The organism is Corynebacterium oculi, from assembly GCF_001412105.1.
Classification (GTDB): domain Bacteria; phylum Actinomycetota; class Actinomycetes; order Mycobacteriales; family Mycobacteriaceae; genus Corynebacterium; species Corynebacterium oculi.
Genome location: NZ_LKST01000003.1, coordinates 450,724 through 474,106 on the forward strand (window position 1 = coordinate 450,724; position 23,383 = coordinate 474,106).

At 65.2% G+C, this 23,383-nt stretch carries 24 protein-coding genes; all 24 read left to right on the top strand.

What is annotated here, in order from left to right:
• The first annotated feature begins 37 nt into the window (after positions 1 to 37).
• A complete protein-coding gene (locus tag Cocul_RS09585; RefSeq protein ID WP_150114442.1) occupies positions 38 to 883 on the top strand; it encodes a serine hydrolase in 846 nt (281 codons plus the stop codon).
• A 263-nt stretch (positions 884 to 1,146) separates the two neighbouring features.
• Positions 1,147 to 1,668, top strand: coding sequence for a translation initiation factor IF-3 (infC, locus tag Cocul_RS09590; protein ID WP_082422268.1), 522 nt, complete (start codon positions 1,147 to 1,149; stop codon positions 1,666 to 1,668).
• Positions 1,669 to 1,704: 36 nt separating this feature from the next.
• Entirely contained in the window at positions 1,705 to 1,899 is a 195-nt protein-coding gene (rpmI, locus tag Cocul_RS09595) for a 50S ribosomal protein L35 (protein WP_018118582.1), read from the top strand.
• Positions 1,900 to 1,952: 53 nt separating this feature from the next.
• Positions 1,953 to 2,342, top strand: a complete 390-nt coding sequence (gene rplT, locus Cocul_RS09600) for a 50S ribosomal protein L20 (protein ID WP_055123043.1) — start codon at positions 1,953 to 1,955, stop codon at positions 2,340 to 2,342.
• A 76-nt stretch (positions 2,343 to 2,418) separates the two neighbouring features.
• A complete protein-coding gene (locus Cocul_RS09605; protein ID WP_082422269.1) occupies positions 2,419 to 2,739 on the top strand; it encodes a TM2 domain-containing protein in 321 nt (106 codons plus the stop codon).
• A 19-nt stretch (positions 2,740 to 2,758) separates the two neighbouring features.
• Positions 2,759 to 3,577: a TrmH family RNA methyltransferase gene (locus tag Cocul_RS09610; protein ID WP_055123044.1), complete on the top strand. Its 819-nt coding sequence runs from the start codon at positions 2,759 to 2,761 to the stop codon at positions 3,575 to 3,577.
• 43 nt (positions 3,578 to 3,620) lie between these two features.
• Positions 3,621 to 4,679: a phenylalanine--tRNA ligase subunit alpha gene (pheS, locus tag Cocul_RS09615; RefSeq protein WP_245622194.1), complete on the top strand. Its 1,059-nt coding sequence runs from the start codon at positions 3,621 to 3,623 to the stop codon at positions 4,677 to 4,679.
• Between the two features lie 17 nt (positions 4,680 to 4,696).
• The gene (gene pheT, locus Cocul_RS09620; RefSeq protein WP_055123045.1) at positions 4,697 to 7,171 is read left to right on the top strand and encodes a phenylalanine--tRNA ligase subunit beta; all 2,475 of its coding nucleotides are present in this window, start codon (positions 4,697 to 4,699) and stop codon (positions 7,169 to 7,171) included.
• A gap of 74 nt (positions 7,172 to 7,245) precedes the next feature.
• Entirely contained in the window at positions 7,246 to 8,865 is a 1,620-nt protein-coding gene (locus Cocul_RS09625) for an ABC-F family ATP-binding cassette domain-containing protein (protein WP_055123046.1), read from the top strand.
• 6 nt (positions 8,866 to 8,871) lie between these two features.
• A complete protein-coding gene (locus tag Cocul_RS09630) occupies positions 8,872 to 9,465 on the top strand; it encodes a TetR/AcrR family transcriptional regulator (protein WP_055123047.1) in 594 nt (197 codons plus the stop codon).
• Positions 9,466 to 9,501: 36 nt separating this feature from the next.
• On the top strand, positions 9,502 to 10,530 hold the full coding sequence (gene argC / locus Cocul_RS09635) for an N-acetyl-gamma-glutamyl-phosphate reductase (protein WP_055123102.1): 1,029 nt from the start codon (positions 9,502 to 9,504) through the stop codon (positions 10,528 to 10,530).
• Positions 10,531 to 10,548: 18 nt separating this feature from the next.
• The gene (argJ, locus tag Cocul_RS09640; protein ID WP_055123048.1) at positions 10,549 to 11,700 is read left to right on the top strand and encodes a bifunctional glutamate N-acetyltransferase/amino-acid acetyltransferase ArgJ; all 1,152 of its coding nucleotides are present in this window, start codon (positions 10,549 to 10,551) and stop codon (positions 11,698 to 11,700) included.
• Positions 11,701 to 11,713: 13 nt separating this feature from the next.
• Positions 11,714 to 12,610 (top strand): acetylglutamate kinase, encoded by an 897-nt coding sequence (gene argB / locus Cocul_RS09645; protein ID WP_055123049.1) that lies wholly within the window; start codon positions 11,714 to 11,716, stop codon positions 12,608 to 12,610.
• Positions 12,603 to 13,793: an acetylornithine transaminase gene (locus Cocul_RS09650; protein ID WP_055123050.1), complete on the top strand. Its 1,191-nt coding sequence runs from the start codon at positions 12,603 to 12,605 to the stop codon at positions 13,791 to 13,793. The genes argB and Cocul_RS09650 overlap by 8 nt, the downstream gene beginning before the upstream one ends.
• Complete coding sequence (locus Cocul_RS09655) at positions 13,790 to 14,272, top strand: arginine repressor (RefSeq protein ID WP_055123051.1); 483 nt, start codon at positions 13,790 to 13,792, stop codon at positions 14,270 to 14,272. Before Cocul_RS09650 ends, Cocul_RS09655 begins: the two co-directional genes overlap by 4 nt.
• 25 nt (positions 14,273 to 14,297) lie before the next feature.
• Positions 14,298 to 15,494, top strand: a complete 1,197-nt coding sequence (locus tag Cocul_RS09660) for an argininosuccinate synthase (RefSeq protein WP_055123052.1) — start codon at positions 14,298 to 14,300, stop codon at positions 15,492 to 15,494.
• Positions 15,495 to 16,916: an argininosuccinate lyase gene (gene argH, locus Cocul_RS09665; protein ID WP_055123053.1), complete on the top strand. Its 1,422-nt coding sequence runs from the start codon at positions 15,495 to 15,497 to the stop codon at positions 16,914 to 16,916.
• Between the two features lie 11 nt (positions 16,917 to 16,927).
• Positions 16,928 to 17,113 carry a Trm112 family protein gene (locus Cocul_RS09670; protein WP_055123054.1) on the top strand — a complete coding sequence of 62 codons (186 nt, stop codon included), beginning with the start codon at positions 16,928 to 16,930 and terminating at the stop codon, positions 17,111 to 17,113.
• On the top strand, positions 17,110 to 18,372 hold the full coding sequence (tyrS, locus tag Cocul_RS09675) for a tyrosine--tRNA ligase (RefSeq protein ID WP_055123055.1): 1,263 nt from the start codon (positions 17,110 to 17,112) through the stop codon (positions 18,370 to 18,372). The genes Cocul_RS09670 and tyrS overlap by 4 nt, the downstream gene beginning before the upstream one ends.
• Positions 18,369 to 19,223, top strand: a complete 855-nt coding sequence (locus Cocul_RS12510) for an aldose epimerase family protein (protein ID WP_160318511.1) — start codon at positions 18,369 to 18,371, stop codon at positions 19,221 to 19,223. The genes tyrS and Cocul_RS12510 overlap by 4 nt, the downstream gene beginning before the upstream one ends.
• Positions 19,220 to 20,860, top strand: a complete 1,641-nt coding sequence (locus Cocul_RS09685) for a sodium:solute symporter family protein (RefSeq protein WP_055123057.1) — start codon at positions 19,220 to 19,222, stop codon at positions 20,858 to 20,860. Before Cocul_RS12510 ends, Cocul_RS09685 begins: the two co-directional genes overlap by 4 nt.
• Before the next feature lie 9 nt (positions 20,861 to 20,869).
• Positions 20,870 to 21,097 (top strand): hypothetical protein, encoded by a 228-nt coding sequence (locus Cocul_RS09690; RefSeq protein ID WP_055123058.1) that lies wholly within the window; start codon positions 20,870 to 20,872, stop codon positions 21,095 to 21,097.
• Positions 21,090 to 22,148 carry a galactose-1-phosphate uridylyltransferase gene (gene galT, locus Cocul_RS09695; RefSeq protein ID WP_055123059.1) on the top strand — a complete coding sequence of 353 codons (1,059 nt, stop codon included), beginning with the start codon at positions 21,090 to 21,092 and terminating at the stop codon, positions 22,146 to 22,148. Before Cocul_RS09690 ends, galT begins: the two co-directional genes overlap by 8 nt.
• Positions 22,139 to 23,260 (top strand): galactokinase, encoded by a 1,122-nt coding sequence (gene galK / locus Cocul_RS09700; RefSeq protein ID WP_245622195.1) that lies wholly within the window; start codon positions 22,139 to 22,141, stop codon positions 23,258 to 23,260. The genes galT and galK overlap by 10 nt, the downstream gene beginning before the upstream one ends.
• The last annotated feature ends 123 nt before the right edge of the window (positions 23,261 to 23,383 follow it).

Genomic DNA, 23,383 nt, shown 5'->3' on the forward strand with positions numbered 1-23,383 from the left:
GCGTCCTAAAAACCAGCCCCCCGGGAGGCCCGAGATCGTGAGTCGATGCCGCATCATCGGTGCGTCCATCATGGTGAGTGCCCTGTGTGCCTCGTGCACCACCGCGGCGCAACCGGAGCACATGGCCCACGTGGAGCAGGCCGCGCCCACCAGCGCGGCCCCGCGTTCCGCCCCCTCGGCCCTGGGCAAGGAACTGCGCCGCATCGTCGATGGTGCGGTGGCTCATCACGGCGGACGCGCGGGGCTGGCGGTGGTCTCGGAGGGTCGGGTGTATTCCGCCGGAGACCCCGGGCAGGGGGCGGCGTGGTCAACGATCAAGGTGCCCATCGCCATCGCCGCCTACCGGGCGGGCACCGCGGATGACGATGTAGCCAGAGCGGCCATCACCTATTCCGATAACGATGCCTCCGTGGATCTGTGGAACTCCCTGGGCGATAACCAAGAGGCCGGTGCCGCAGTGCAAGAGGTGTTATCGCTTACGGGTGACCCCACCGATGTGGCCCGCCAGTGGGGACACAGTGGCGCGCGGGTGTCCTTTGGCGAGGTCTCGTGGCCGCTGAGCGGGCAGGCGCTCTTTGCCTCCAAGGTGCAGTGCGTGGAAGGCGCCGAGCCCGTGGTGGAACTGATGGGGGAGATCTCCGAGGAACACAAGTATGGCCTGGGGTTGCTGCACGGATCGGTGTTCAAGGGGGGCTGGGGCCCCGACGATGACGGCGTGTTCACCATGCGGCAGCTGGGCGTGGCCGAGGGTGTGGGGATAGCGATGTACGTGCACCCGGAGGATGAGACGGAATCCGAGGGGCGCGCGATCCTGGATGACATGGCGCGGGGGCTGCGGGAATTGCTGAGCAAGGGCGACATCAAAGCCTCGCATCGCTGCTGATGCGTGTTGATTTGCGTGAAGTGGGACCCCCTGATAGAGTGCTAGGCACTACCGCCCAGAGTGCTATGCTCGGGCCGCAAGAGGAGATCATCCCACCTTACGCCGCCGTCATAGGTAGGCCACAGGTTTAAGCCACGCGGTATAGCGTGGCCGTAATGTTCTCCTGCATGTGCTTTGTACATGCAGGTTTTTCATTGGGTATGTATATCTGAATGTGGTGCGGTACGAAGAACACTATTTACCCTGCTACTTGAGGAGTACACATCAGCGCTGAAGCTCGCATTAATGAGCGAATCCGAGTTCCCGAGGTTCGCCTCGTTGGCCCCGGTGGGGAACAGGTAGGCATTGTCCGTACTGATGACGCCCGCAAGTTGGCCTATGAGGCGGATCTGGATCTCGTCGAGGTCGCCCCCAAGGCCAAGCCCCCGGTCTGTAAGATCATGGACTACGGCAAGTACCGGTATGAACAGGACCAGAAGGCCCGCGAGGCACGCCGGAACCAGCAGCAGACTGTAGTCAAAGAGCAGAAATTTCGTCCCAAGATCGACGATCACGATTATGAGACGAAGAAGGGTAACGTAGTCCGGTTCCTGGAGAAGGGCTCCAAGGTCAAGGTGACGATCATGTTCCGTGGCCGCGAACAGTCCCGACCGGAGCTAGGGTTCCGCTTGCTGGATCGGTTGGCCCAGGACGTCGCAGAGGTGGGCGTCGTGGATATGAAACCCAAGCAGGACGGCCGGAACATGACGATGGTTCTGGGGCCGGTTCGCAAGGGTAAGAAGTAAGACACACGTTAATCAGGGATTGTGAAGGATCGAGCCATGAAGCAAAAGACCCACAAGGGCACCGCTAAGCGCATCAAGAAGACCGGCACCGGCAAGCTGCGCCGCGAGCAGGCTGGTCGCCGTCACCTGTTGGAGGGCAAGCCCTCCACCCGCACCCGTCGCCTCAAGGGCACGGTCGATGTGGCAAAGCCGGATACCAAGCGCGTCAAGCGTCTCCTCGGCCAGGCCTAAATCAGGCCGTCTGTCCCCACACCACCAACGAGATTTGAAAGAAGAGTATTACCGTGGCACGTGTTAAGCGGTCAGTGAACGCCAAGAAGAAGCGTCGCGAGATTCTCAAGTCCGCCAAGGGATACCGCGGCCAGCGCTCCCGCCTTTACCGCAAGGCCAAGGAGCAGTGGCTGCACTCCATGACCTACTCTTACCGGGATCGTCGCGCCCGCAAGCGCGAGTTCCGTAAGCTGTGGATCCAGCGCATCAACGCCGCCGCTCGCATGAATGGCATCACCTATAACCGCCTGATCCAGGGCCTCAAGCTGGCGGAGATCGAGGTGGATCGCAAGATCCTGGCCGATCTGGCCGTCAATGACTTTGCCACCTTCTCTGCAATCTGTGAGAAGGCCAAGGCCGCCCTGCCGGAGGACGTGAACGCCCCCAAGGCCAAGGCCGCCTAAAACGGCCCGGAACATCGCTGAATACTAAAGCCCGCCGGTATGCACACCGGTGGGTTTTTGTTTACCCTGGATAACCATGACATTGCCGCAGTTTCATCAGCAGAACCCCGGCCCCGATTATGCGATGGATCCGCTTGTTCCGCCGCGCTCCTACATCGTTTCCGCTCTGCTGGCCTTCTTCCTGGGCCACTTTGGCGTGCATAATTTTTACCTGGGATACCGCTCGCGCGCCATCACCCAGCTGAGCCTGTACATCGTGGGCTGGCTGCTCTCCTTCGTGATCGTTGGTATCCCCATCGTGATCGCGGTACACATCTGGGCCTTCGTGGACTTCGTGCTGATCCTGCTGCGCGCGGGCACATATACCACCGATCCCTATGGGCGGGAACTGACCTAAACCCGGGTACGGTAGGGGCATGTCTCTTGACTTTTCTGCTCCGTTCACGGAGCGCACCCCCAGGATCGTCGCGGCGGCCAAACTGCACCGGGCTGCGGGGCGTCGCAAAGCGCGCGCCTTCCTCGTGGAGGGGGAGAACTCGGTGGAGGCGGCGGTGACCACCGGGGCCGCCACGGACGTGTACGTCACCGAAACTGCGGCGCAGCGGTGCGCGGAGATCGTGAAGTCCGCGCAGTACCTCAGCGTGTACGTCCACCCCATCAGCGATAAGGCCGCGCGCTCGCTCACGGACATGGTGACCACCACGGGAATCTTCGCGGTCTGCTCCCCGGCGCTATGGCCCATGCAGCGGGCCCTGGCGGGCAAACCCACCCTGGTGTCCGTGCCGGTGGCCACCGCCGATCCCGGCAACGCCGGCACCCTGATCCGGGTGTCCGATGCGATGGGGGCAGACGCCGTGATCTTTGCCGGAGAGACGGTGGACCCGCAGGGGAACAAGGTGGTGCGGGCCTCGGCGGGGTCTTTGTTTCATCTGCCGGTGGCCCGCGAGGTCAAGGTGGAATCCGTACTGGATTCCCTGCGCAGCCGGGGGCTGCAAATCTTAGCCACCGCCGCCGATGGCGAGGTGGAGTTGGATCACGCGGGTGAGGTGCTCCAAGCCCCCACGGCCTGGCTTTTTGGCAACGAGGCGCATGGTCTGGGGGAGGAGCTGCTGGAGCAGGCGGATCACCGGGTGCGCATACCCATTCGGGGCCGGGCGGAATCCCTGAACCTGGCCACGGCGGCGTCGATATGCCTTTATGAGTCCGCCCGCACGCAGGCCCAGGCGGCCGGATAAACTGAGTTGGTCAATCGGAGAGAGAAAGCAGGAAGAGGACACGGTGGCTGAGCACAATACTGAGCACTCTGTGCCGGAGATCGCGGAGGAAACGCTTCACCGCGCCGCGCAGGTGGCCCTGGAAGCCCTGGAATCGGTGCGGGACTTAGAGGAACTGGCCCAGGCGCGTAGGGATCACCTTTCCGACGCCGCCCCGATCCTCCAGGCGCGCCGAGCCCTGGGCTCCCTGCCCAAGGCTATGCGCAAGGACGCCGGGCGCTGGGTGAATCAGGCGCGGGGCCGGGTGGAAAAGCGTTACTCCGAGGTCAAGGAGATCCTGGAGCGCAAGCACGCCGAGGAGATGCTGCGCCGCGAGGCGGTGGATGTGACCGTTCCTACCACGAGGCGTCAGGTGGGTGCCCTGCACCCGATCACCACGCTGAGCGAGGCCATCGGGGATATCTTCGTGGGCATGGGCTGGGAGATCGCGGAGGGCCCGGAGGCAGAGGCAGAGTACTTCAACTTTGATGCCCTCAACTTCATTCCCGATCACCCCGCGCGGACGTTGCAGGATACCTTCTACCTGGGCGCGGAGGATTCCGGGCAGGTGATGCGCACGCACACCTCCCCGGTGCAGGTGCGCACCATGCTGGATCGCCGGGTGCCGCTCTACATCGCCTGCCCGGGGCGGGTATTCCGTACCGATGAACTCGATGCCACCCATACCCCGGTGTTTCACCAGGTGGAGGGCCTGGCTGTGGACCGGGGACTGACCATGGCCCACCTGCGCGGCACCCTGGATCACCTGGCTAAGGAACTCTTTGGCCCGGAGACCCGCACCCGCATGCGTACCAATTATTTCCCCTTCACGGAGCCCTCCGCCGAGGTAGACGTGTGGTTCCCCAATAAGAAGGGCGGCGCGGGCTGGATCGAGTGGGGCGGCTGCGGCATGGTGAACCCCAACGTGCTGCGCGCGGTGGGCGTGGATCCGCAAGAGTACTCCGGGTTTGCCTTTGGCATGGGACTGGAGCGCACCTTGCAGTTCCGCAACGGACTTTCGGATATGCGCGACATGGTCGAAGGCGACATCCGTTTCACCCTGCCCTTTGGCATTCAGGCCTAACGCCCCAAGGAGATACCGTGCTTATTTCACAGAAGTTCATCACCCGGCACCTCGCGCGGAAAAATAGCGGCTGGTCGGTCAGCCCAGAGGAACTTGATTCCGGCTTTGTCCGCGTGGGCTTTGAAACGGAGGGTTACGCGCCGCTGCCGGAAACCACCGGCCCGCTCGTGGTGGGGCGCGTGGAGCAGATCGAGGAACTCACGGGCTTTAAAAAGCCGATCCGGTACTGCCAGGTCAACGTGGGCCAGGCCAACGGCACCGGGGAGTTGCAAGGCATCATCTGCGGGGCCCGCAATTTCCGGGAGGGCTCCCTGGTGGTGGTCTCCCTGCCAGGGGCGGAGCTACCCGGTGGGTTTAAGATCGCCGCACGCAAGACCTACGATCACATCTCCAACGGCATGATCTGTTCGGCCACGGAACTGGGGCTCACGGATAAGTCCACCGATGGCATCATCATTCTGGACGAGGGCGAGCCGGGCGAGGACGCCCGCTCAATCCTGGGCTTGGATGACGTGATCTTTGACGTCAACGTCACCCCGGATCGCGGTTATGCGCTCAGCGTGCGGGGGCTGGCACGGGAACTGGCCTCCGCCTTTGGCCTTGATTACGAGGACCCGGCCGAGCGCGACGTGACTCAGCCCCAGGGGGAGACCCTGGAGGTCACCGTGGCGGAGGAGACGCGTGCCCGGCGCTTTGGCCTGCGCAAGGTCAGCGGCATTGATCCCGCAGCGGTGTCCCCGTTCTGGTTGCAGCGAGAACTCATGGCCTTCGGCGCGCGGCCCGTCAACGCCGCCACCGACGTGACTAACTACGTGATGTTCCTCCTGGGCCAGCCCATGCACGCCTTCGACGCCGGGGTGATCTCCGGGGGGTTGAGGGTGCGTTGCGCGGCGGCGGGGGAGACGCTGACCACCCTGGATCACGTCGAGCGGAAGCTTGATCCGAGTGACGTGGTGATCTGCGATGACTCCGGTATCCAATCGCTGGCCGGGGTGATGGGCGGGGCTACCTCGGAGATCAGCGAGACCACCACCGAGGTGTATTTTGAGGCCGCCACCTGGGATCCGCTGACGGTGGCGCGCACCAGCCGCCGCCACAAGCTCAGCTCGGAGTCCTCGCGCCGCTTTGAGCGCGGCGTGGATCCCGCGCTGGTGGAGGCGGCCCTGGACATGGCCTGTGAACTGCTGGTGAGCATCGCTGGGGGCAAGGCGGAGCCCACCCGCACGCTGGTGGGCGAGGTACCCGCCATGCCGCAGATCCGCATGGCGGCGCTGCGCCCCGCGCAGGTGGCCGGGGTGGACTACAGCGCGGAGACGGTCATCCGCCGCCTCCGCGAGGTGGGCTGCACCGTGGAGGAGGACGGGGAGGACCTCGTGGTAACCCCGGCTACCTGGCGCGGCGACCTCACGATGGAGGCCGATCTGGTGGAGGAGGTGCTGCGGCTGGAGGGCCTGGAGGATATTCCCTCGATCCTTCCCACCCCCAAGGGCGGGCGCGGCCTGACCCCGGCTCAGCGCCGTCGCCGGGCCGTTGGTCATGCCCTGGCCTATCACGGGTATGCGGAGATTCTTCCCTCGCCCTTCACCGCCACGGATATTTTCGATACCTGGGAGTTGGAGCAGAACGACGCCCGCCGCCGCACCGTGGCCGTGCGCAACCCGCTGGAAGCGGACCATGCGGTGTTGGCCACCACGCTCCTGCCCGCGATGCTGGAGGCCGTGGGCCGCAACGCGGCCAGGGGGCGCGCGGACTTGAGTCTCTTTGGCATCCAGCAGGTATTCTTCCGGCGCGGCGAGCACACGCCCATGCCCTCCGTGGCCGCACGCCCCTCGGAGGAGGAGGTGAGTGCGGTGCGGGATTCCCTACCGGAACAGCCGCTGCATGTGGCCACCGTGGGCGGCGGCAACATCGAGTACGCCGGGCCGTGGGGTGAGGGCCGAGCCTATACCTATGCGGACGCGATCGAGTCCGCCCGCATGGTGGCGCGCGCGGCGGGCCTGGAGCTAGAGGTGCGCCAGGCCCAGGAGCGCCCCTGGCACCCCGGCCGGTGCGCGGCCCTGCTTATCGACGGCCGCGTGGTGGGCCACGCCGGCGAACTCCACCCGCAGGTGCTGGAGGCCATGAACCTGCCCCCTCGGCTGTGCGCGATGGAACTCGACCTCACGGCCCTGCCCTTTACCCAGGAGGTTCCGGCCCCAGTGCTCTCGGCCTTCCCCGCTTTGCACCAGGATATCGCCCTGGTGGTGGACGAGGCCGTGGCGGTGCAGGATATTCGCGCCGCCCTGGTAGAGGGGGCCGGGGAGTTGCTGGAGGACGTACAGCTCTTTGACATCTATCGTGCGGACGCGGTGGGGGCGGAGAAGAAGTCTCTGACCTTCTCGTTGCTGTTCCGCGCGGCGGATCGCACGCTCACGGACGCGGAGGCGAACGAGGCGCGACTGGCCGCCGCGAGGCGCGCCGAGGAGCGCTGGGGGGCGCGGTTGCGGGGATAGGCCCGGTGGTACCCGGCGAGGGGGTGCCGGGTTTTCTCTCAGCATTATTATCACACCCGTGATAATATAGTGGAATGGGACTTTTCTCGGTGCATTCACTCGGCTATTCCTTGCCTGATGGCCGGCCACTATTGCGTGGTATATCGTTTCAAGCAACGCGGGGGGATAAGGTGGCGCTCATTGGGCGTAACGGGGCGGGAAAGACGACATTATTGAAGATGATCTCCGGAGAAATAATGGGGAGGAGTGGTGCCATTTCTCGTTCGGGTTCCGTGGGGGTCATGCCGCAATTCTTTGAAGGGGGCACCGTGCGCGATGTCTTACTCTCCGTGGCACCCCGCCCCGTGCGCTCGGCGGCGAAGGAGGTGCGTGCGGCGGAGGGGGCCCTGGTGGAAGGGGGTGATCGGGCCGCCTGTCGATATGCCGAGGCGTGGGGGAGGTGGGGTGGCGTGGGCGGGTATGACGCAGAGGTGCTGTGGGATTTCTGCGCCACCGAAGCCCTGGGGGTACCTTTGACGGAATGTTGGGATCGCCCTATTCGTACCCTCTCCGGCGGTGAACAGAAGCGCCTGATCCTCACGTCCCTTTTTTATGGGAAGGATGATATTCTCCTTCTTGATGAACCGGATAATTTCCTCGATATCCCGGGTAAATACTGGCTGGAAAACATGCTGCGGGAGACGGATAAGCTGGTGCTGTATGTCAGCCATGATCGGGAGTTTCTGTCCCACACCGCGACTGCCGTGGTGACTCGGGAGCTGAGCGAGCGGGGAAATACCTGTTGGGTGCATTCCGGAGGTTTTGATAGCTATCGTGCGGCGAGGGAGGAGCGCCTGTCCCGGCAGGATGAACTGAGGCGTAGGTGGGAGGAGGATCGCGCACACTTACGCGAGATGGTGCGCACGTATAAGAATAAGGCGGCCTATAACTCGGATATGGCTTCGCGGTATCGGGCGGCGCAGACGCGGCTTAAGAGATTCGAGTTGACTGGAGCCCCAGAGAAGCGCCCGCGTCAAGAGAAGGTAGAGATGAGGCTTCGCGGAGGCCGTACGGGGAAGAAAGTCCTGGTGTGTGAGGAATTTGCGTTACCGGGCCTGACCCTTCCCTTTAATTACGAGGTGCGCTACGGGGATCGGATAGGCGTGTTGGGGCCCAATGGGGAGGGGAAGTCTCTTTTTCTGCGCCTGTTGGCTTCCCAGGTAGGAGGAAATGGCGGCGAGGATAATCCGGTGCGCTACAAGGGGAAGGTGGTTGGTGGCTCTCGGGTCTATCCCGGTTATTTCGCTCAAAAGCAGGGTCGCCCGGAGTTGGCAGGGCGCACGCTCCTGGATATTTTGCATCGCGGTGAGGGGAGGCGCGAGGGAATGCCGAGGCAGGAGGCCACCGGTGCGCTCGCGCGTTATGGTTTGGCGCGGTCGGCGGAGCAGAACTTTGAGGATCTCTCCGGTGGGCAAAAGGCACGCTTTCAGATCCTGCTCGTGGAATTGGAGGGGGCCACCATGCTCTTGCTCGATGAGCCCACGGATAATCTGGACCTGGAATCGGCAGAGGCTCTTCAGGAGGGCCTGCGTGCTTTTGCTGGAACGGTGCTTGCGGTAACGCATGACCGATGGTTTACCAGAGACTTTGATCGGTTTCTGATATTTTCGCGGGACGGATCGGTAATGGAAAGCGATAGGCCGATATGGGAATGAGGAGTTATGCCTGCACGTATTAATGCGGAGGAGCGCCGTCGCCTCGTGATAGAAGCGGCCTTTCGACAGGTAGTGGCCGAGGGGGTGGAGGGGATTACGCTGCGCAAAGTGGCCGCGGAGGCGGATCTTAATATCGGATCGGTGCGGCACTTCTTCGATGGGCATGAGGAGCTATTGGCAGCAGCGGTGCGGGAGGCGGGAGACCGCATGGGCCATCGTCTTGCTCTTCACCCGATGGACCGGTTGCGGGGTCTTAGGGGCGAGGAGGCGGTTAATGCTATGCAAGCCCTGGTGGAGCAGGTACTACCGGTGGACGATGTGCGGCATGCAGAGGCCATTGTGGTGGTGGAGTTCATTCGGGCCTCAAGGGTGAACCCGGTTTTTGCTCCCGTCGCGGCGGAGATGTATCGGGATCTTGTGGTGGTCCTGGAGGAGGCGTTTACCGAGTTAGGGGTGGTAGAGCCTCGCGCTGCGGCGGGGGAGGTATCGGCTCTTATCGGTGGGCTGACGCTCGATGCAGTAACTCCCCATGGTTCCTTGACCTCGGCGCAGGTGCGGGCCACGCTGCGGCGGGCTCTTAACCGAATCCTGAATGAATAATTTGCACTAAATTGTATATATGCTACTGTGATCGTTATGCCGATCACAGTAGCCATCGCCGGGGCCACCGGATATGCCGGCGGTGAACTCCTCCGCCTTCTCCTTGGGCATCCCGCATACAAGGCGGGTCACCTCATCATCGGGGCGATCACCGGGAACTCCTCGGCGGGTAGCCGCAACGCCTTCCCCTTTGCCCCGGAGTTGGCGGATCGAGTGATCCAGGAAACCACCCCGGAAACCCTCGGCGGGCACGATGTGGTTTTCCTCTGCCTCCCGCACGGACACTCCGCGGAGTTGGCGGAGCGCCTTTCCCCGGAGGCCCTGGTGATCGACTGCGCGGCGGACTTCCGCCTCAAGGACGCCGGGCAGTGGGAGCGCTACTACGGCTCCGACCACGCCGGTACCTGGCCCTATGGGTTGCCGGAGCTGCCCGGACAGCGGGAGGCGTTGCGCGGGGCGCGTCGGATAGCGGTGCCCGGTTGCTTCCCCACCGGGGCCACCCTGGCCCTCCTGCCCGCCGTGGCGGCGGGGCTGATCGGTACGGAGATCGCCCTGACCTCCATCACCGGGGTCTCCGGTGCCGGCAAGAAGGCTACCATGGCGCTGTTGGGCGCGGAGACAATGGGCGCGGTGCGCCCCTATAACACCGCGGGCAAGCACCGGCATACCCCGGAGATCGTGCAGAATCTTCAGGCGTTCTCGAATAAGCCGTTGAGCCTCTCCTTTACCCCGGTGCTGGCCCCCATGACACGGGGAATCCTCAGCACGGCGGTCGCGCCGTGGCGGGGAAGCGGGGACCCGCGCGAGGTGTACGCGGAGTTTTATCGGGACGAACCCTTCGTTCGCCTGCTTCCCCAGGTAGAACTGCCCAATACCAAGAACGTTCAGGGCACCAACATGTGCCACCTGGCGGTGGAACTCAACGAGGATGCCGGCACCCTGCTGGTCACGGGAGCCATTGACAACCTCACCAAGGGCACGGCCGGCGGCGCGGTGCAGTGCATGAACCTGGCCCTGGGGTGGGAAGAAACGGATGGCCTGCCCACGGCGGCGGTGGCCCCCTAAAGATAGAGAGAAAAGAAGATGAGCATTACTGCCCCCAGGGGCTTCCAGGCGGCGGCCACCACGGCCGGGATCAAGCCCTCCGGCACACCGGACATGGCGCTGGTGGTCAATGCGGGCCGCCAGCGCAGCGCCGCTGCGGTATTTACCCGCAACAAAATCTGCGCCGCTCCGGTGGTGCTCAGCCGGAAGGCCGTGGCCGATGGGCACCTCGACGCCGTGGTGTATAACGCGGGCAATGCCAACGCCTGCACCGGCAAGCAGGGATACCTCGATGCCCAGGAGATTCAGCGGGCCGTAGCGCGTGAATTGGACACCGAGGCGCAGGCCGTGGCCTGTTGTTCCACCGGACTCATCGGAGAGCCGCTGCCCATGCCGCTGCTGCGGGCGGGGGTGCGGGGGCTCGTCGATAAGCTGGGGCCGCACGGCAGCGCGGCGGCCGAGGCGATCATGACCACGGACACCGTGCCCAAGGAAACCCTGGTGACGGGGGCGGGTTTCACGCTCGGCGGCATGGGCAAAGGGGTGGGCATGATGGCCCCTTCCCTGGCCACGATGCTGGTGTGCCTGACCACGGACGCACAGGCCACCCCGCAGGCGCTCGACGCCGCCCTGCGCCGGGCCACGGAGCGCACCTTCGACGTGCTGGACATCGACGGCTCTACCTCCACCAACGACACGGTGATCCTCATGGCCTCCGGAGAATCCGGGGTGCAGCCCGCGCAGGAGGAACTCGACGCCGTGGTGCTGCGCGCCTGCGATGACCTGGCCAAAGCCATGCAGGCGGACGCCGAGGGCGTGACCAAGCGGGTGAGCATCACGGTGCAGGGCGCGGCGAATCGGGAGCAGGCGCTGCTGGCCGCGCGCACGGTGGGGCGCGATAACCTGGTCAAATGTGCGATGTTCGGCTCCGATCCGAACTGGGGCCGGGTGCTCGCCGCCGTGGGCATGGCCCCGGTGGAGATGAACCCGGAGAACATCGCGGTGAGCTTCAACGATCACGTGGTCTGCGCGGAATCCACGGTGGTTCCCGGCGCGCGGGAGGTGGACCTCAGCGGCACGGACATCGCCGTGAACATCGACCTCGGCACGGGTAAGACCGGCGCGGCCACGGTGTACACCACCGATCTCTCTCACGCCTATGTGGAAATTAACTCGGCGTACACCACCTAAAAGGAGAGAAGCGATGTCACAACTTCACGCGCTCAGCCCGGCGGATCGCGCGGCCGTCCTGGCGGAGGCACTGCCGTGGTTGCAGCACTTCCGAGACCGCATTGTGGTGGTCAAGTACGGCGGCAACGCGATGGTGGACGAGGGCCTCAAGGCCGCCTTCGCCGCAGACATGGTGCTGCTGCGCACCATCGGGGCGCGCCCCGTGGTGGTGCATGGCGGCGGTCCACAGATCTCCACGATGCTGCATCGCCTGGGCCTTGAGGGGGAATTTCGCGGCGGCTTCCGCGTGACCACCCCGGAGGTGATGGAGGTGGTGCGCATGGTGCTCTTTGGGCAGGTGGGGCGCGACCTCGTGGGGTTGATTAACTCCCACGGCCCCTACGCGGTGGGCACCTCCGGGGAGGATGCTGGCCTCTTTACCGCCCAGCGCAGGCTGGTCACCATCGACGGCAGCCCCACGGACATCGGCCTGGTGGGAGACATCGTGGACGTGGACGCCACCGCCCTGATGGATCTGATCGAGGCCGGGCGGATCCCGGTGGTGTCCACCATCGCGCCGGGGACGGACGGGCAGGTATATAACGTGAACGCCGATACCGCCGCCGGAGCGCTGGCTGCGGCGATCGGCGCGGAGCGCCTGCTCGTGCTCACCAACGTGGAGGGACTGTACACGCGGTGGCCGGATCGTTCCTCGCTGGTGAGCACCATCACCACGGATCGGTTGCGGGCGCTGCTGCCCGGCCTGGATAGCGGCATGATCCCCAAGATGGAGTCCTGCCTGCGCGCGGTGGAATCCGGGGTGAAGGCGGCGCACGTGATCGACGGACGGCTGAGCCACTCCGTCATCCTGGAACTACTCACCGAGGGCGGCATCGGAACGATGGTGCTGCCGGGAGGAAGCAATGAGTGAGACGTTAAACACCTGGCCCACGGTGCTCATGGGCACCTATCCCACCCCGCGCATCGAGGTGGTGGAGGGCCGCGGCGCGCGGCTTATCGACGCCGAGGGGCGCGACTACATCGACCTTCTCTCCGGGATCGCGGTGGCCTCCCTGGGTTATGGCAACGAGAAGCTGGCCCGGGCCGTGGGGGAGCAGGCGCTGCGATACACCCATACCTCGAACCTCCTGGGGTCACGCCCCGTGGTGGAGGTGGGGGCGGCGCTGTGTGGTCGCTTCCCGGCAGAGGACGCCCGGGTGTTCTTCTGCAACTCCGGCGCGGAGGCGAACGAGGCGGCGCTGAAGTCGTCCCGGCGCACGGGGCGGCGTCGGGTGCTCGCTGCGGTTCACAGCTTTCATGGCCGCACGATGGGCGCGCTTTCCTTGACCGGTCAGCCCGCCAAACGCGCGCCCTTCGAGCCGTTGCCCGGCGGGGTGGAGTTCTTCCCCTATGGGGACGAACCCTCCCTGCGCCGCCTGGTGGAGACCGATCCGCACGAGGTGGCGGCGATCTTCCTCGAACCCATCCAGGGGGAGACCGGCGTGATCCCGGCCCCGGAGGGGTTCCTGAGCGCGGTGCGTGGGCTGTGCGATGAGTACGGGATACTCCTGGTGCTTGACGAGGTACAGACGGGCGTGGGGCGCACCGGCGATTTCTTTGCCTTCGAGCACGAGGGGGTGGTGCCGGACGTGGTGACCCTGGCCAAGGGGCTGGGCGCGGGATTGCCCATCGGTGCATGCCTGGCGCACGGCCCCGCCGCGCACCTGCTGGGGCTGGGCGATCACGGCACCACCTTTGGTGGGAACCCCGTGGCCTGCGCCGCGGCGGGCGTGGTGCTGGAGAGCATCGACGCGGATTTCCTCGCCCGGGTGCGGCGGGCCGGGGAGCGGTTGCGGGAGGGCCTTGCGGCCCTACCACAGGTGGAGAGCGTGCGTGGCCGGGGCCTCATGCTGGGTGTGGTGCTGCGCTCCCCGGTGGCCGAGCGGGCGGTGGCGGAGGGGCTCCGCGCGGGTGTGATCCTCAACGCTCCTTCGGATCGGGTGTTGCGGGTGGTGCCGCCCCTGGTGATTACGGACAATGAGATGGACGAGGCATTGCGCCGCGTGGCCGTGGCGCTCGGCGGCGTGGACGGCCAGGAGCAGGAAGGAGCATGAAGGTGACCACCCGCACCGCACGTCAAGGGAAGATACTTGATATTTTGGCGGCTACCCGAGTGTACAGCCAGGTGCAGCTCTCCGAGCTGCTGCTGGACGAGGGAATCGACGCCACCCAGGCCACTCTCTCGCGCGATCTCGACGAGCTGGGAGCGCGCAAGGTGCGCCGCGAGGGCTCGCGCCCCTTTTATGCCGTTGGGTCCGAGGAGAACTCCGCGCCGGATACGTTATCCGGGCCGCGCGATAAGCTCCGAAGAATGTTGGAGGAGTTGGTGGTTTCCGTTGACTCCTCCTCCCACATTGCCGTGCTGCGCACCCCGCCGGGTGCCGCGCAGTACCTCGCCAGCTTCATCGACCGGGTGGGCATGGCGGAGGTGGTGGGCTGCATCGCCGGCGATGATACCATTTTTGTTCTGGCGCGAGACCCCATGACGGGGGCGGATTTGGCCTCCCTTTTGCGGGGCTGGACTAACGAATAAAAATCTATTTCAAGGAGAAAATATTATGACTAACCGTATTGTTCTTGCCTATTCCGGCGGCCTGGATACCTCCGTGGCCATTCCTTACCTTTCCAAGATGATCGAGGGGGAGGTCGTGGCCGTGTCCCTGGATCTGGGCCAGGGGGGCGAGGATATGGAATCCGTGCGGCAGCGCGCCCTGGACTGCGGCGCCGTGGAGTCCATCGTGGTGGACGCCAAGGATGAGTTTGCGGAGCAGTACTGCCTGCCCGCAGTCAAGGCTAACGCCTTGTATATGAAGCAATACCCGCTGGTGTCCGCGCTTTCCCGGCCGCTGATTGTCAAGCACCTGGTGGAGGCCGCCAAGGCGCACGGCGGAACGCACGTGGCGCACGGCTGCACGGGCAAGGGCAACGATCAAGTGCGCTTCGAGGTGGGCTTTATGAGCACCGACCCGAGCCTGGAGATCGTGGCTCCGGCGAGGGACTTCGCCTGGACCAGGGATAAGGCCATCGAGTTCGCCGAGGAGATTAACCTGCCCATCGAGCAGTCCTCCTCCTCGCCGTTTTCCATCGACCAAAACGTGTGGGGCCGGGCGGTGGAAACCGGCTTCCTGGAGGATCTGTGGAACCCGCCCACCAAGGATCTTTATGCCTACACGGAGGATCCCGCCCTGGGCAATGCCCCCGATGAGCTGATCGTCTCCTTCAAGGGCGGCGCCCCGGTGGCGATCGACGGTCGCCCGGTCACCGTCCTGGAGGCCATCGAGGAGCTGAACCGGCGGGCCGGCGCGCAGGGTGTGGGCCGCCTGGACATGGTGGAGGATCGCCTGGTGGGGATCAAGTCCCGCGAGGTCTACGAGGCCCCCGGCGCGACGGTGCTCATCAAGGCGCACGAGGCGCTGGAGGACGTGACCGTGGAGCGCGAGTTGGCCCGCTACAAGCGGCTGGTGGAGGCGCGCTGGTCGGAGGAAGTCTATGACGGCCTGTGGTTTAGCCCCCTGAAGCGCTCCCTGGACGCCTTCATCGAGTCCACCCAGGAGCACGTCACCGGCGATATTCGCCTGGTGCTGCACGCCGGGACCGTCACGGTGAACGGGCGGCGCTCCGAGCATTCGCTTTACGACTTCAACCTGGCCACCTACGACACCGGCGATACCTTCGATCAGACGCTGGCCAAGGGCTTCGTGCAGCTGCACGGACTGTCCTCCAAGATGGCCAACAAGCGGGACCGGGAGGCGTAAATGGAGCAGCACGGTACCAACGAGGGCGCTCTGTGGGGCGGCCGTTTTTCTGGTGGCCCCTCGGAGGCGATGTTTGCGCTGAGCGTGTCCACGCACTTTGACTGGGTCTTGGCCCCCTATGACGTGCTGGCCTCCAAGGCGCACGCCAGGGTGTTGCACCGCGCGGGCCTGCTGAGCCCCGAGGATCTGGCCGCGATGCTGGCGGGATTGGATCGCCTGGGAGAGGACGTGGCCTCGGGGGAGTTTCGTCCCGCTCCCACGGACGAGGACGTTCACGGGGCGATGGAGCGCGGCCTGATCGAGCGCGTGGGCCCGGAACTAGGGGGGCGCCTGCGCGCGGGGCGGTCCCGCAATGACCAGGTGGCCACGCTCTTTCGCATGTGGCTGCGCGACGCGCTGCGCGGCATCGCGGTATCCTTGACGGAACTGGTGGAAGCCCTGGTGGCGCAGGCCCAGGCGCATCCGCAGGCGATCATGCCGGGTAAAACGCACTTCCAGGCGGCGCAGCCGGTGCTGCTGGCGCATCAACTCCTGGCGCACGCGCACCCCCTGCTGCGCGATGGGCAGCGCATTCAGGATTTGGATCGCCGCCTGGCGGTTTCGCCCTATGGGTCAGGAGCCCTGGCGGGCTCTTCGCTGCGGCTTGACCCGGAGGCGATCGCGGAGGAACTGGGCTTTGATTCCGCGGCGGATAATTCCCTCGATGCCACCTCCGCGCGTGACTTTGCCTCGGAGGCGGCCTTTGTGCTGGCCCAGATCGCGGTGGATATGTCCCGCCTGGCAGAGGAGATTATTGCCTGGTGCACCCCGGAGTTTGGGTATGTGACCCTGCACGACGCGTGGTCTACGGGCAGCTCGATCATGCCGCAGAAGAAGAACCCGGACGTCCCCGAACTCACCCGAGGCAAGACCGGCAGGCTGATCGGTAACCTCTCTGGGCTCATGGCCACGCTCAAGGCACAGCCCCTGGCCTATAATCGGGATCTCCAGGAGGACAAGGAGCCGGTGATTGACTCGGTGGCGCAGTTGCGCCTGCTGCTCCCTGCGATGACCGGCCTGGTGCGCACCCTGGTGTTCCACGAGGAGCGCATGCGTGAACTGGCCCCGCGCGGTTATACGCTGGCGACCGATCTGGCGGAGTGGATGGTGCGCCAAGGCGTGCCCTTCCGCGAGGCCCACGAGGCCTCGGGCGCATGCGTGCGCCTGGCAGAGGCGCGCGGGGTGGACCTGGTGGACCTCACCGATGCGGAACTTGCCGGGGTGGACGAGCGCCTGACCCCGCAGGTGCGCGCCGTTTTGACTATCGACGGCGCCGTGGCCTCCCGCGATACCCGTGGCGGCACCGCCGGGGTGCGGGTGGCCGAGCAGCGCGAACGGGTGCGTGAGACCGCCGAGGCTCAGCGCAGATGGGCGGAGGGCTAGAGTAAGAAGCCATGAGCCTGAACCCGCAATTGCTGGACGTTTTGGTGTGCCCCAGGGACAAGGGGCCGCTGGTGTACCGTGAACAGGAACAGGTGCTGGTCAACGAGCGCCTGGGCATCGCCTATCGCATCGACCAGGGCATACCAGTGTTGCTGACGGACGAGGCCGTGGAGTGGCCGGGAGGACAAGCACAGTGAACATCATCGAGGAATTGCAGTGGCGTGGATTGGTTAACCAATCCACGGATCTTGAGGCACTGCGCGCCGCCACGGAGAAGGAGCCCATCACCCTCTACTGCGGTTTTGATCCCACCGGCCCCTCCCTGCACGCGGGGCATTTGGTGCCGCTGCTGATGTTGGCCCGATTCCAGCGCGCGGGCCACAATCCCATCGTTCTCGCGGGCGGAGCCACCGGCATGATTGGCGATCCCCGCGACGTGGGAGAGCGCTCCATGAACGATGCGGATACGGTCTCCGACTGGGCCGAGCGCATTTCCGGGCAGCTGCGCCGCTTTGTCACCTTCGAGGGCGAGCACTCCGCGCAGCTGGTGAACAACAACGAGTGGACGAGGGAGATGACCGCCATTTCCTTCCTCCGCGACGTGGGCAAGCACTTTTCCCTCAACACCATGCTGGCGCGCGATACGGTGAAGCGCCGCCTGGATAATGACGGCATCTCCTACACCGAGTTTTCCTACATGCTCCTCCAGGCCCATGATTATGTGCAGCTGCACGCCACCCGGGGGGTGAATCTCCAGGTGGGCGGCGGAGATCAGTGGGGCAACCTGGTGGCCGGGGTGGATCTGGTGCGTCGCGTGAGCGGGGACCAGGTGCACGCCCTCACGGTGCCCCTGGTCACGGACTCCGAGGGCAAGAAGTTTGGCAAGTCCACCGGCGGCGGTAGCCTGTGGCTCGACCCGGAGATGACCAGCCCCTACACCTGGTACCAGTACTTCATCAACGCCGCCGATGCGGACGTGATGCGTTACCTGCGCTGGTTCACCTTCCTAGACAAGGAGGAGTTAGACCGCCTGGAACAGGAGGTGGCCGAGCGCCCGCACGCCAGGGAGGCCCAGCGCACCCTGGCGAGGGAGATGACCACCCTGGTGCACGGGGAGCGGGCCACCGCCTCCGTGGAGCTGGCTTCTCAGGCGCTCTTTGGCCGCGCCGATCTCGCGGATCTGGACGAGGCCACGCTGGCCTCGGCGGTTTCGGAGACGCAGGTGCTCTCGTTAGAGCAGGATTCGCCGCGCGGTATCCTGGATCTCCTGGTGGGCACCGGCCTGGTGGATTCCAAGGGGGCGGCGCGCCGCGCGATCAAGGAGGGCGGGGTGTACGTCAACAACACCCGCGTTGCGGCCGAGGACTGGGAGCCCGAGGAACGGGACTTCTTGCACGGGGCGTGGCTGGTGCTGCGCCGGGGCAAGAAGAACTTTGCCGGAGTTCTCCGAGGGTGAGAATCCCGGAGGTTCGGCTGCGTTGTGGGGAGACGGAGGCAGTGATCTCCGCCTCGGGGGCGTCGATACGCTCTTTGCACCGAGCGGGACGGCCGTTGCTGCGCGGTTTTCCCGCGGGTGAGCATCCCCCTGAGGCCACGAATATCACGCTGGCCCCGTGGCCGAATCGGGTGGCGGGGGCGGCCTTTACCTTTGGCGGGGAGGTACACCGCCTGGAGGTCACCGAGCCGGAGCGCGGCCATGCCCTCCACGGGTTGAGCCCCGGCACCCTTTTTGACCTCGTGGCCACCGAGGAGGTCGCGCGCCTGCGCGCGGTGCTGGGGCCGCGCGCGGGTTGGCCCTGGGCGATAGAGGTGGGGGTGACCTACAGGGTGCGGCCGTGGGGCGTGCAGGCGGAGATCGGTGCGCGCAATCTCTCCGATCGGCCCGCCCCCTGCGCGCTTGGCGCACATCCGTACCTCGATCCGCAGGGTTGGCCTTTAGACGAGTGCGTGTTGCACCTCGGGGAGACGCGGAGGCTTCCCCTCGATGCCCGGATGATTCCCCGGGGGCACCTGGAGCCCGGGCCTGGGCGTAGCGTCGTTATGCGGGGGAGACACTACGATGATCTGCTGTATCACCGGGATACCTCCCCCGAGGTGCGTCTGGTGCATTCCTCGGGGGAGGGGGTGCTGCTGCGTACCTCCCAGCGATGGATGCAGCTTTATACCTCACCGCAGCGCTGGCTGGCGGTGGAACCCATGACGGCCCCGCCCGATGCGCTCAATAGCCACGTGGATCTGAGCGTGCTGGGTCCGGGCGAGACTCTGAGCGCGGATTATGCCGTCGCAGACGTGAAGGAAGATGCGTGAACACTCTAAGGCTTGACGCCACCTGGGTGGATTACTCCCTGGTGGCCCTCTATTTCGTCTTTGTCCTGGGAATCGGATGGGCGGCCAAGCGCCGCGTTTCCTCCTCCATCGACTTTTTCCTCTCCGGCAGGGGGCTGCCCTCCTGGGTTACCGGACTGGCCTTCGTGGCGGCCAACCTCGGCGCGGTGGAGATCATCGGCATGTCCGCTAATGGCGTGGAATACGGCATGCAGACCATGCACTATTTCTGGATCGGCGCGGTGCCGGCGATGGTCTTCTTGGGCATCGTGATGATGCCGTTTTATTACGGCTCAAAGGTGCGCTCCGTGTCGGAGTTTATGCGGCGGCGCTTTGGCCCCGGGGCGCACCTGGTGAACGCGCTTTCCTTCGCCATTGCGCAGTTGCTCATCGCCGGGGTGAACCTGATCCTGCTGGCCACGGTGGTGGAGGCGCTGTTGGGGTGGCCGCGCTGGGCCACGCTGCTCATCGCGGCGGTCATCGTGCTCTCCTATATCACCCTGGGCGGACTTTCCGCCGTCATTTACAATGAGGTGCTGCAATTCTTTGTCATCGTCGCCGGGCTTGCGCCGCTGACGGTGATCGGCCTGCGGCACGTGGGCGGCTGGGAGGGCCTCAAGGAGCGGGTGGGGGAGGCCAGCCACTTTTCCACCTGGCCGGGAACGGAACTCTCGGGCTTTGAGCACCCGGTGTGGTCAGTGATCGGCATCGTCTTTGGCCTGGGCTTCGTGCTCTCCTTCGGCTACTGGACCACCAACTTCGTGGAGGTACAGCGGGCCATGGCCTCGGATTCCTTATCCGCGGCGCGCAAGACCCCGATCATCGGCGCCTTTCCTAAGATGTTCATCCCCTTCCTCGTGGTCATTCCGGGCATGATCGCGGGCACCATCGTTACCCCGATCGCGGAGGGAAGCGCCGCGCCGAATGAGGCGGTGCTGTACCTCATGCGGGATCTGCTGCCCAACGGGTTGCTCGGCGTGGGGATCGCGGGCCTGCTGGCGGCCTTCATGGCCGGCATGGCGGCCAATATCTCCTCCTTTAACACCGTGGTGAGTTACGATCTCTGGCAAACGTATGTGGTCAAGGATCGCGAGGATGATTACTACCTCAAGTTTGGCCGCATAGCCACGGTTTTTGCCACCATCATTGCGGTTTTCACCGCGCTTTTGGCCGCGAACTTTGGCAATATCATGGATTATCTCCAAACGCTCTTTGGGTTTTTCAACGCCCCGCTCTTTGCCACCTTCATTCTGGGCATGTTGTGGAAGCGCATGACCCCGCACGCGGGCTGGGCGGGTTTGGTGGCGGGCACCGCCTCGGCGGTGGCCTTCTGGGGGCTTTCCCTAGGCGATGATCCCGTGGTGTCCCTGCCGGGCCAGGGCACGGCCTTCGTGGCGGCGTCGCTAGGCTTCGTGGTGGACATCGTGGTCTCCGTGGCGGTGACGCTGGTGACCAAGCCCAAGCCGGATCACGAGCTGGTGGGCTTCGTGCGCTCGGTGACCCCGCGCGAGCAGCTTTCCGACGCCGCCGAGGCCGCCCTGCCCTGGTACCGGCGCACCGTTCCGTTGGGCGTGCTATGCCTGGTTCTGGTCACCGCCCTCAACCTCATCTTCCTCTAAGGAGAGCATGTGTCTACCTTCGATATTCGCAACATTATCGGGGCGCTGATCGGCCTCTACGGGATCGTCCTGTGCCTGTGTTCCTTCCTGCTCGATCCGGGGGTGAACCCGGAGGATATGGCACCCAAGCAGGCCACCGATAACCTATGGACGGGCCTGGCGATGGTGGGTGTTGCCGTGATCTTCTTCGCCTGGGCCAGGCTCAGGCCCATCAGGGTGGAGGCCGACGATGCTTAGGCTGACCCGCTCACGGCTTTCCGACGGGCGCGAGATCCTCTACTTTGACACCCCGGATAGCCCGCCGAGGACGGCTACGGACGAGCGCGCCCTGCCCGGGGTGCACACGGAGTCCACCATGCGCCGCGATCCGCTCACTGGCCAGTGGACGCTTTTTGCCGCGCACCGCCAACACCGCACGTTTCTGCCTCCGGCACACGAGGACCCCCTGGCACCCACCCTGCCGGGCGGGTATCCCAGCGAGATTCCCGAGGCCGACTATCAGGTGGTGGTCTTTGAAAACCGCTTCCCCTCGCTCACGCTGCATGGTTCCCAGCGGGGCGACGGAACGGCTCACCCGGCCCTGGGCCGCTGCGAGGTGGTGTGTTTTACCCCGGAGCCGCAGGGCTCCTTTGCCGACCTCCCGCTAGAGCGCAAGCGTGCGCTCATCGAGGTCTGGGCGCACCGCACGGAGGAACTTTCCCGAATCGAGGGAATCCGGGCGGTTTTCCCCTTTGAGAATCGGGGTGAGGAAATTGGGGTGACCCTTTCCCATCCGCACGGGCAGATATATTCATACCCCTTTGTTCCCCCGCGCATGGCGGCGATTGCGGAACAGGTGCGGGGCAAGGCAAACCTCTTTGATGAGGTGATTGAGGCGGAATTGCGCGCCCGTGACCGCGTTATTCTGAGCACCCCCGGATTCCTGGTGTACACGCCCGTGGCGGCAAAGTGGCCGGTGGAAATCATGGTGATGCCGCGCAGGCCGGTGCCGGATTTTCCCGCCCTCTCCGCGGCGGAAAGGGAGGAACTAGCCGGTATCTTGCATGGTCTTTTTCCCGCGGTGGATCGCTTTTTTGAGGGAGTGGAGCGTACCCCCTACATCGCGGCCTGGAACCAGGCGCCGGTGGGCCAGCCCGAGGCGGGCAGGCTGCACCTCCAATTGTTTTCCCTCATGCGCTCCCCGCATCGCATGAAATACCTCGCGGGATCGGAATCGGGCATGGGGGCTTGGATCAATGACACCACCCCGGAAGTAATAGCGGAGAGGATGCGGCAGGTATGGCGATGAGAGTACGTGGCCCGGAGAAACTGGGCAGGGACGCGGCCGATCTCTATCGCCTGCACTACGGGGAAACCCCGACGGGAGCGTGGTTTTCCCCGGGGCGGGTGAACCTCATCGGGGATCACGTGGATTACGCCTTTGGCCTGTGCCTCCCGGCGGCCACTACGATGGGCACGGCGGTGGCGGCCAGCCCCCGGCCAGATCGGCGGGTGCGCATGATCTCCCTTGATCCCACGGGACGCCGCTGGGTGGGGGAGGCGGACCTTGGCGACGTCTCCGGCCTGGGCGATTGGCGAGGCTACCTGGCCGGAACGCTCTGGGCCCTTGGCACTTCCGGCATGAATCTCGCGGTGGTCTCCGATGTTCCGCTTGGCTCCGGGCTCTCTAGCTCCGCCGCCCTGGAATGCGCCGTGGCGGTGGCAGCCAGGGATCTCTATGGCCTCAAGGCCGACCTAGCGGCCGCGGCCATGCGGGCCGAAAACGAGGTGGTGGGGGCCAATACCGGCGGGCTTGACCAGCGCGCCTGTCTCTACGCCCAGGCCGATCACGCCCTCGCGCTGGACTTCCTGAACGATACCGCGGAGCAGGTACCCTGCGACTTCCGGTTCCTCGTGGCTAACACCAACGCGGCGCACTCCCATGCCACCGGAGACTATGGCTCCCGCCGTGGGCTTATCGACGCCCTCTCGGAGGACCTTCGCTGCACCTTCCGCGAGGAGGGGGACATCGCGGCAGCTGTGGAATGGGCCCGAGCGGAGGGGCGCGATCCCGAGTTGGTGCGGCGGCGTGTCCGGCACGTGGTCACCGAGACCCGGCGGACTCGGCGGGCCGTTGAGGCGCTTCGAGCCCGCGACGCGGAGGGGTTCGGCGCGTTGATGAACGCCAGCCACGATTCCCTCCGCGATGACTACGAGGTGGTTACCCCGGAACTGGAGGCGGCGGTGCTTGCTGCGCGGGACGCCGGGGCAATGGGAGCACGCATGACCGGGGGCGGTTTCGGCGGCAGCATCGTGGCGCTGTGCGCGGATGTGGAGGCCGTCTCACGGCAGATCGTTCGGGCGGTACCGCGAGCCGATGTGTACGTGATGTCTCCACAAGGCGGCGCAAGGGGCCTTTGACCTGGTTGTTTGTGTGTTGGGTGGGGGGTGTGTAGGTTATGGGGGGTCGCCGCAACGGCCCTGGGGGATCACTAGTGTTGGTGGTTCTTCGTTTGGTTGGGTGTTGTGGTGGGTGTTGTGTGA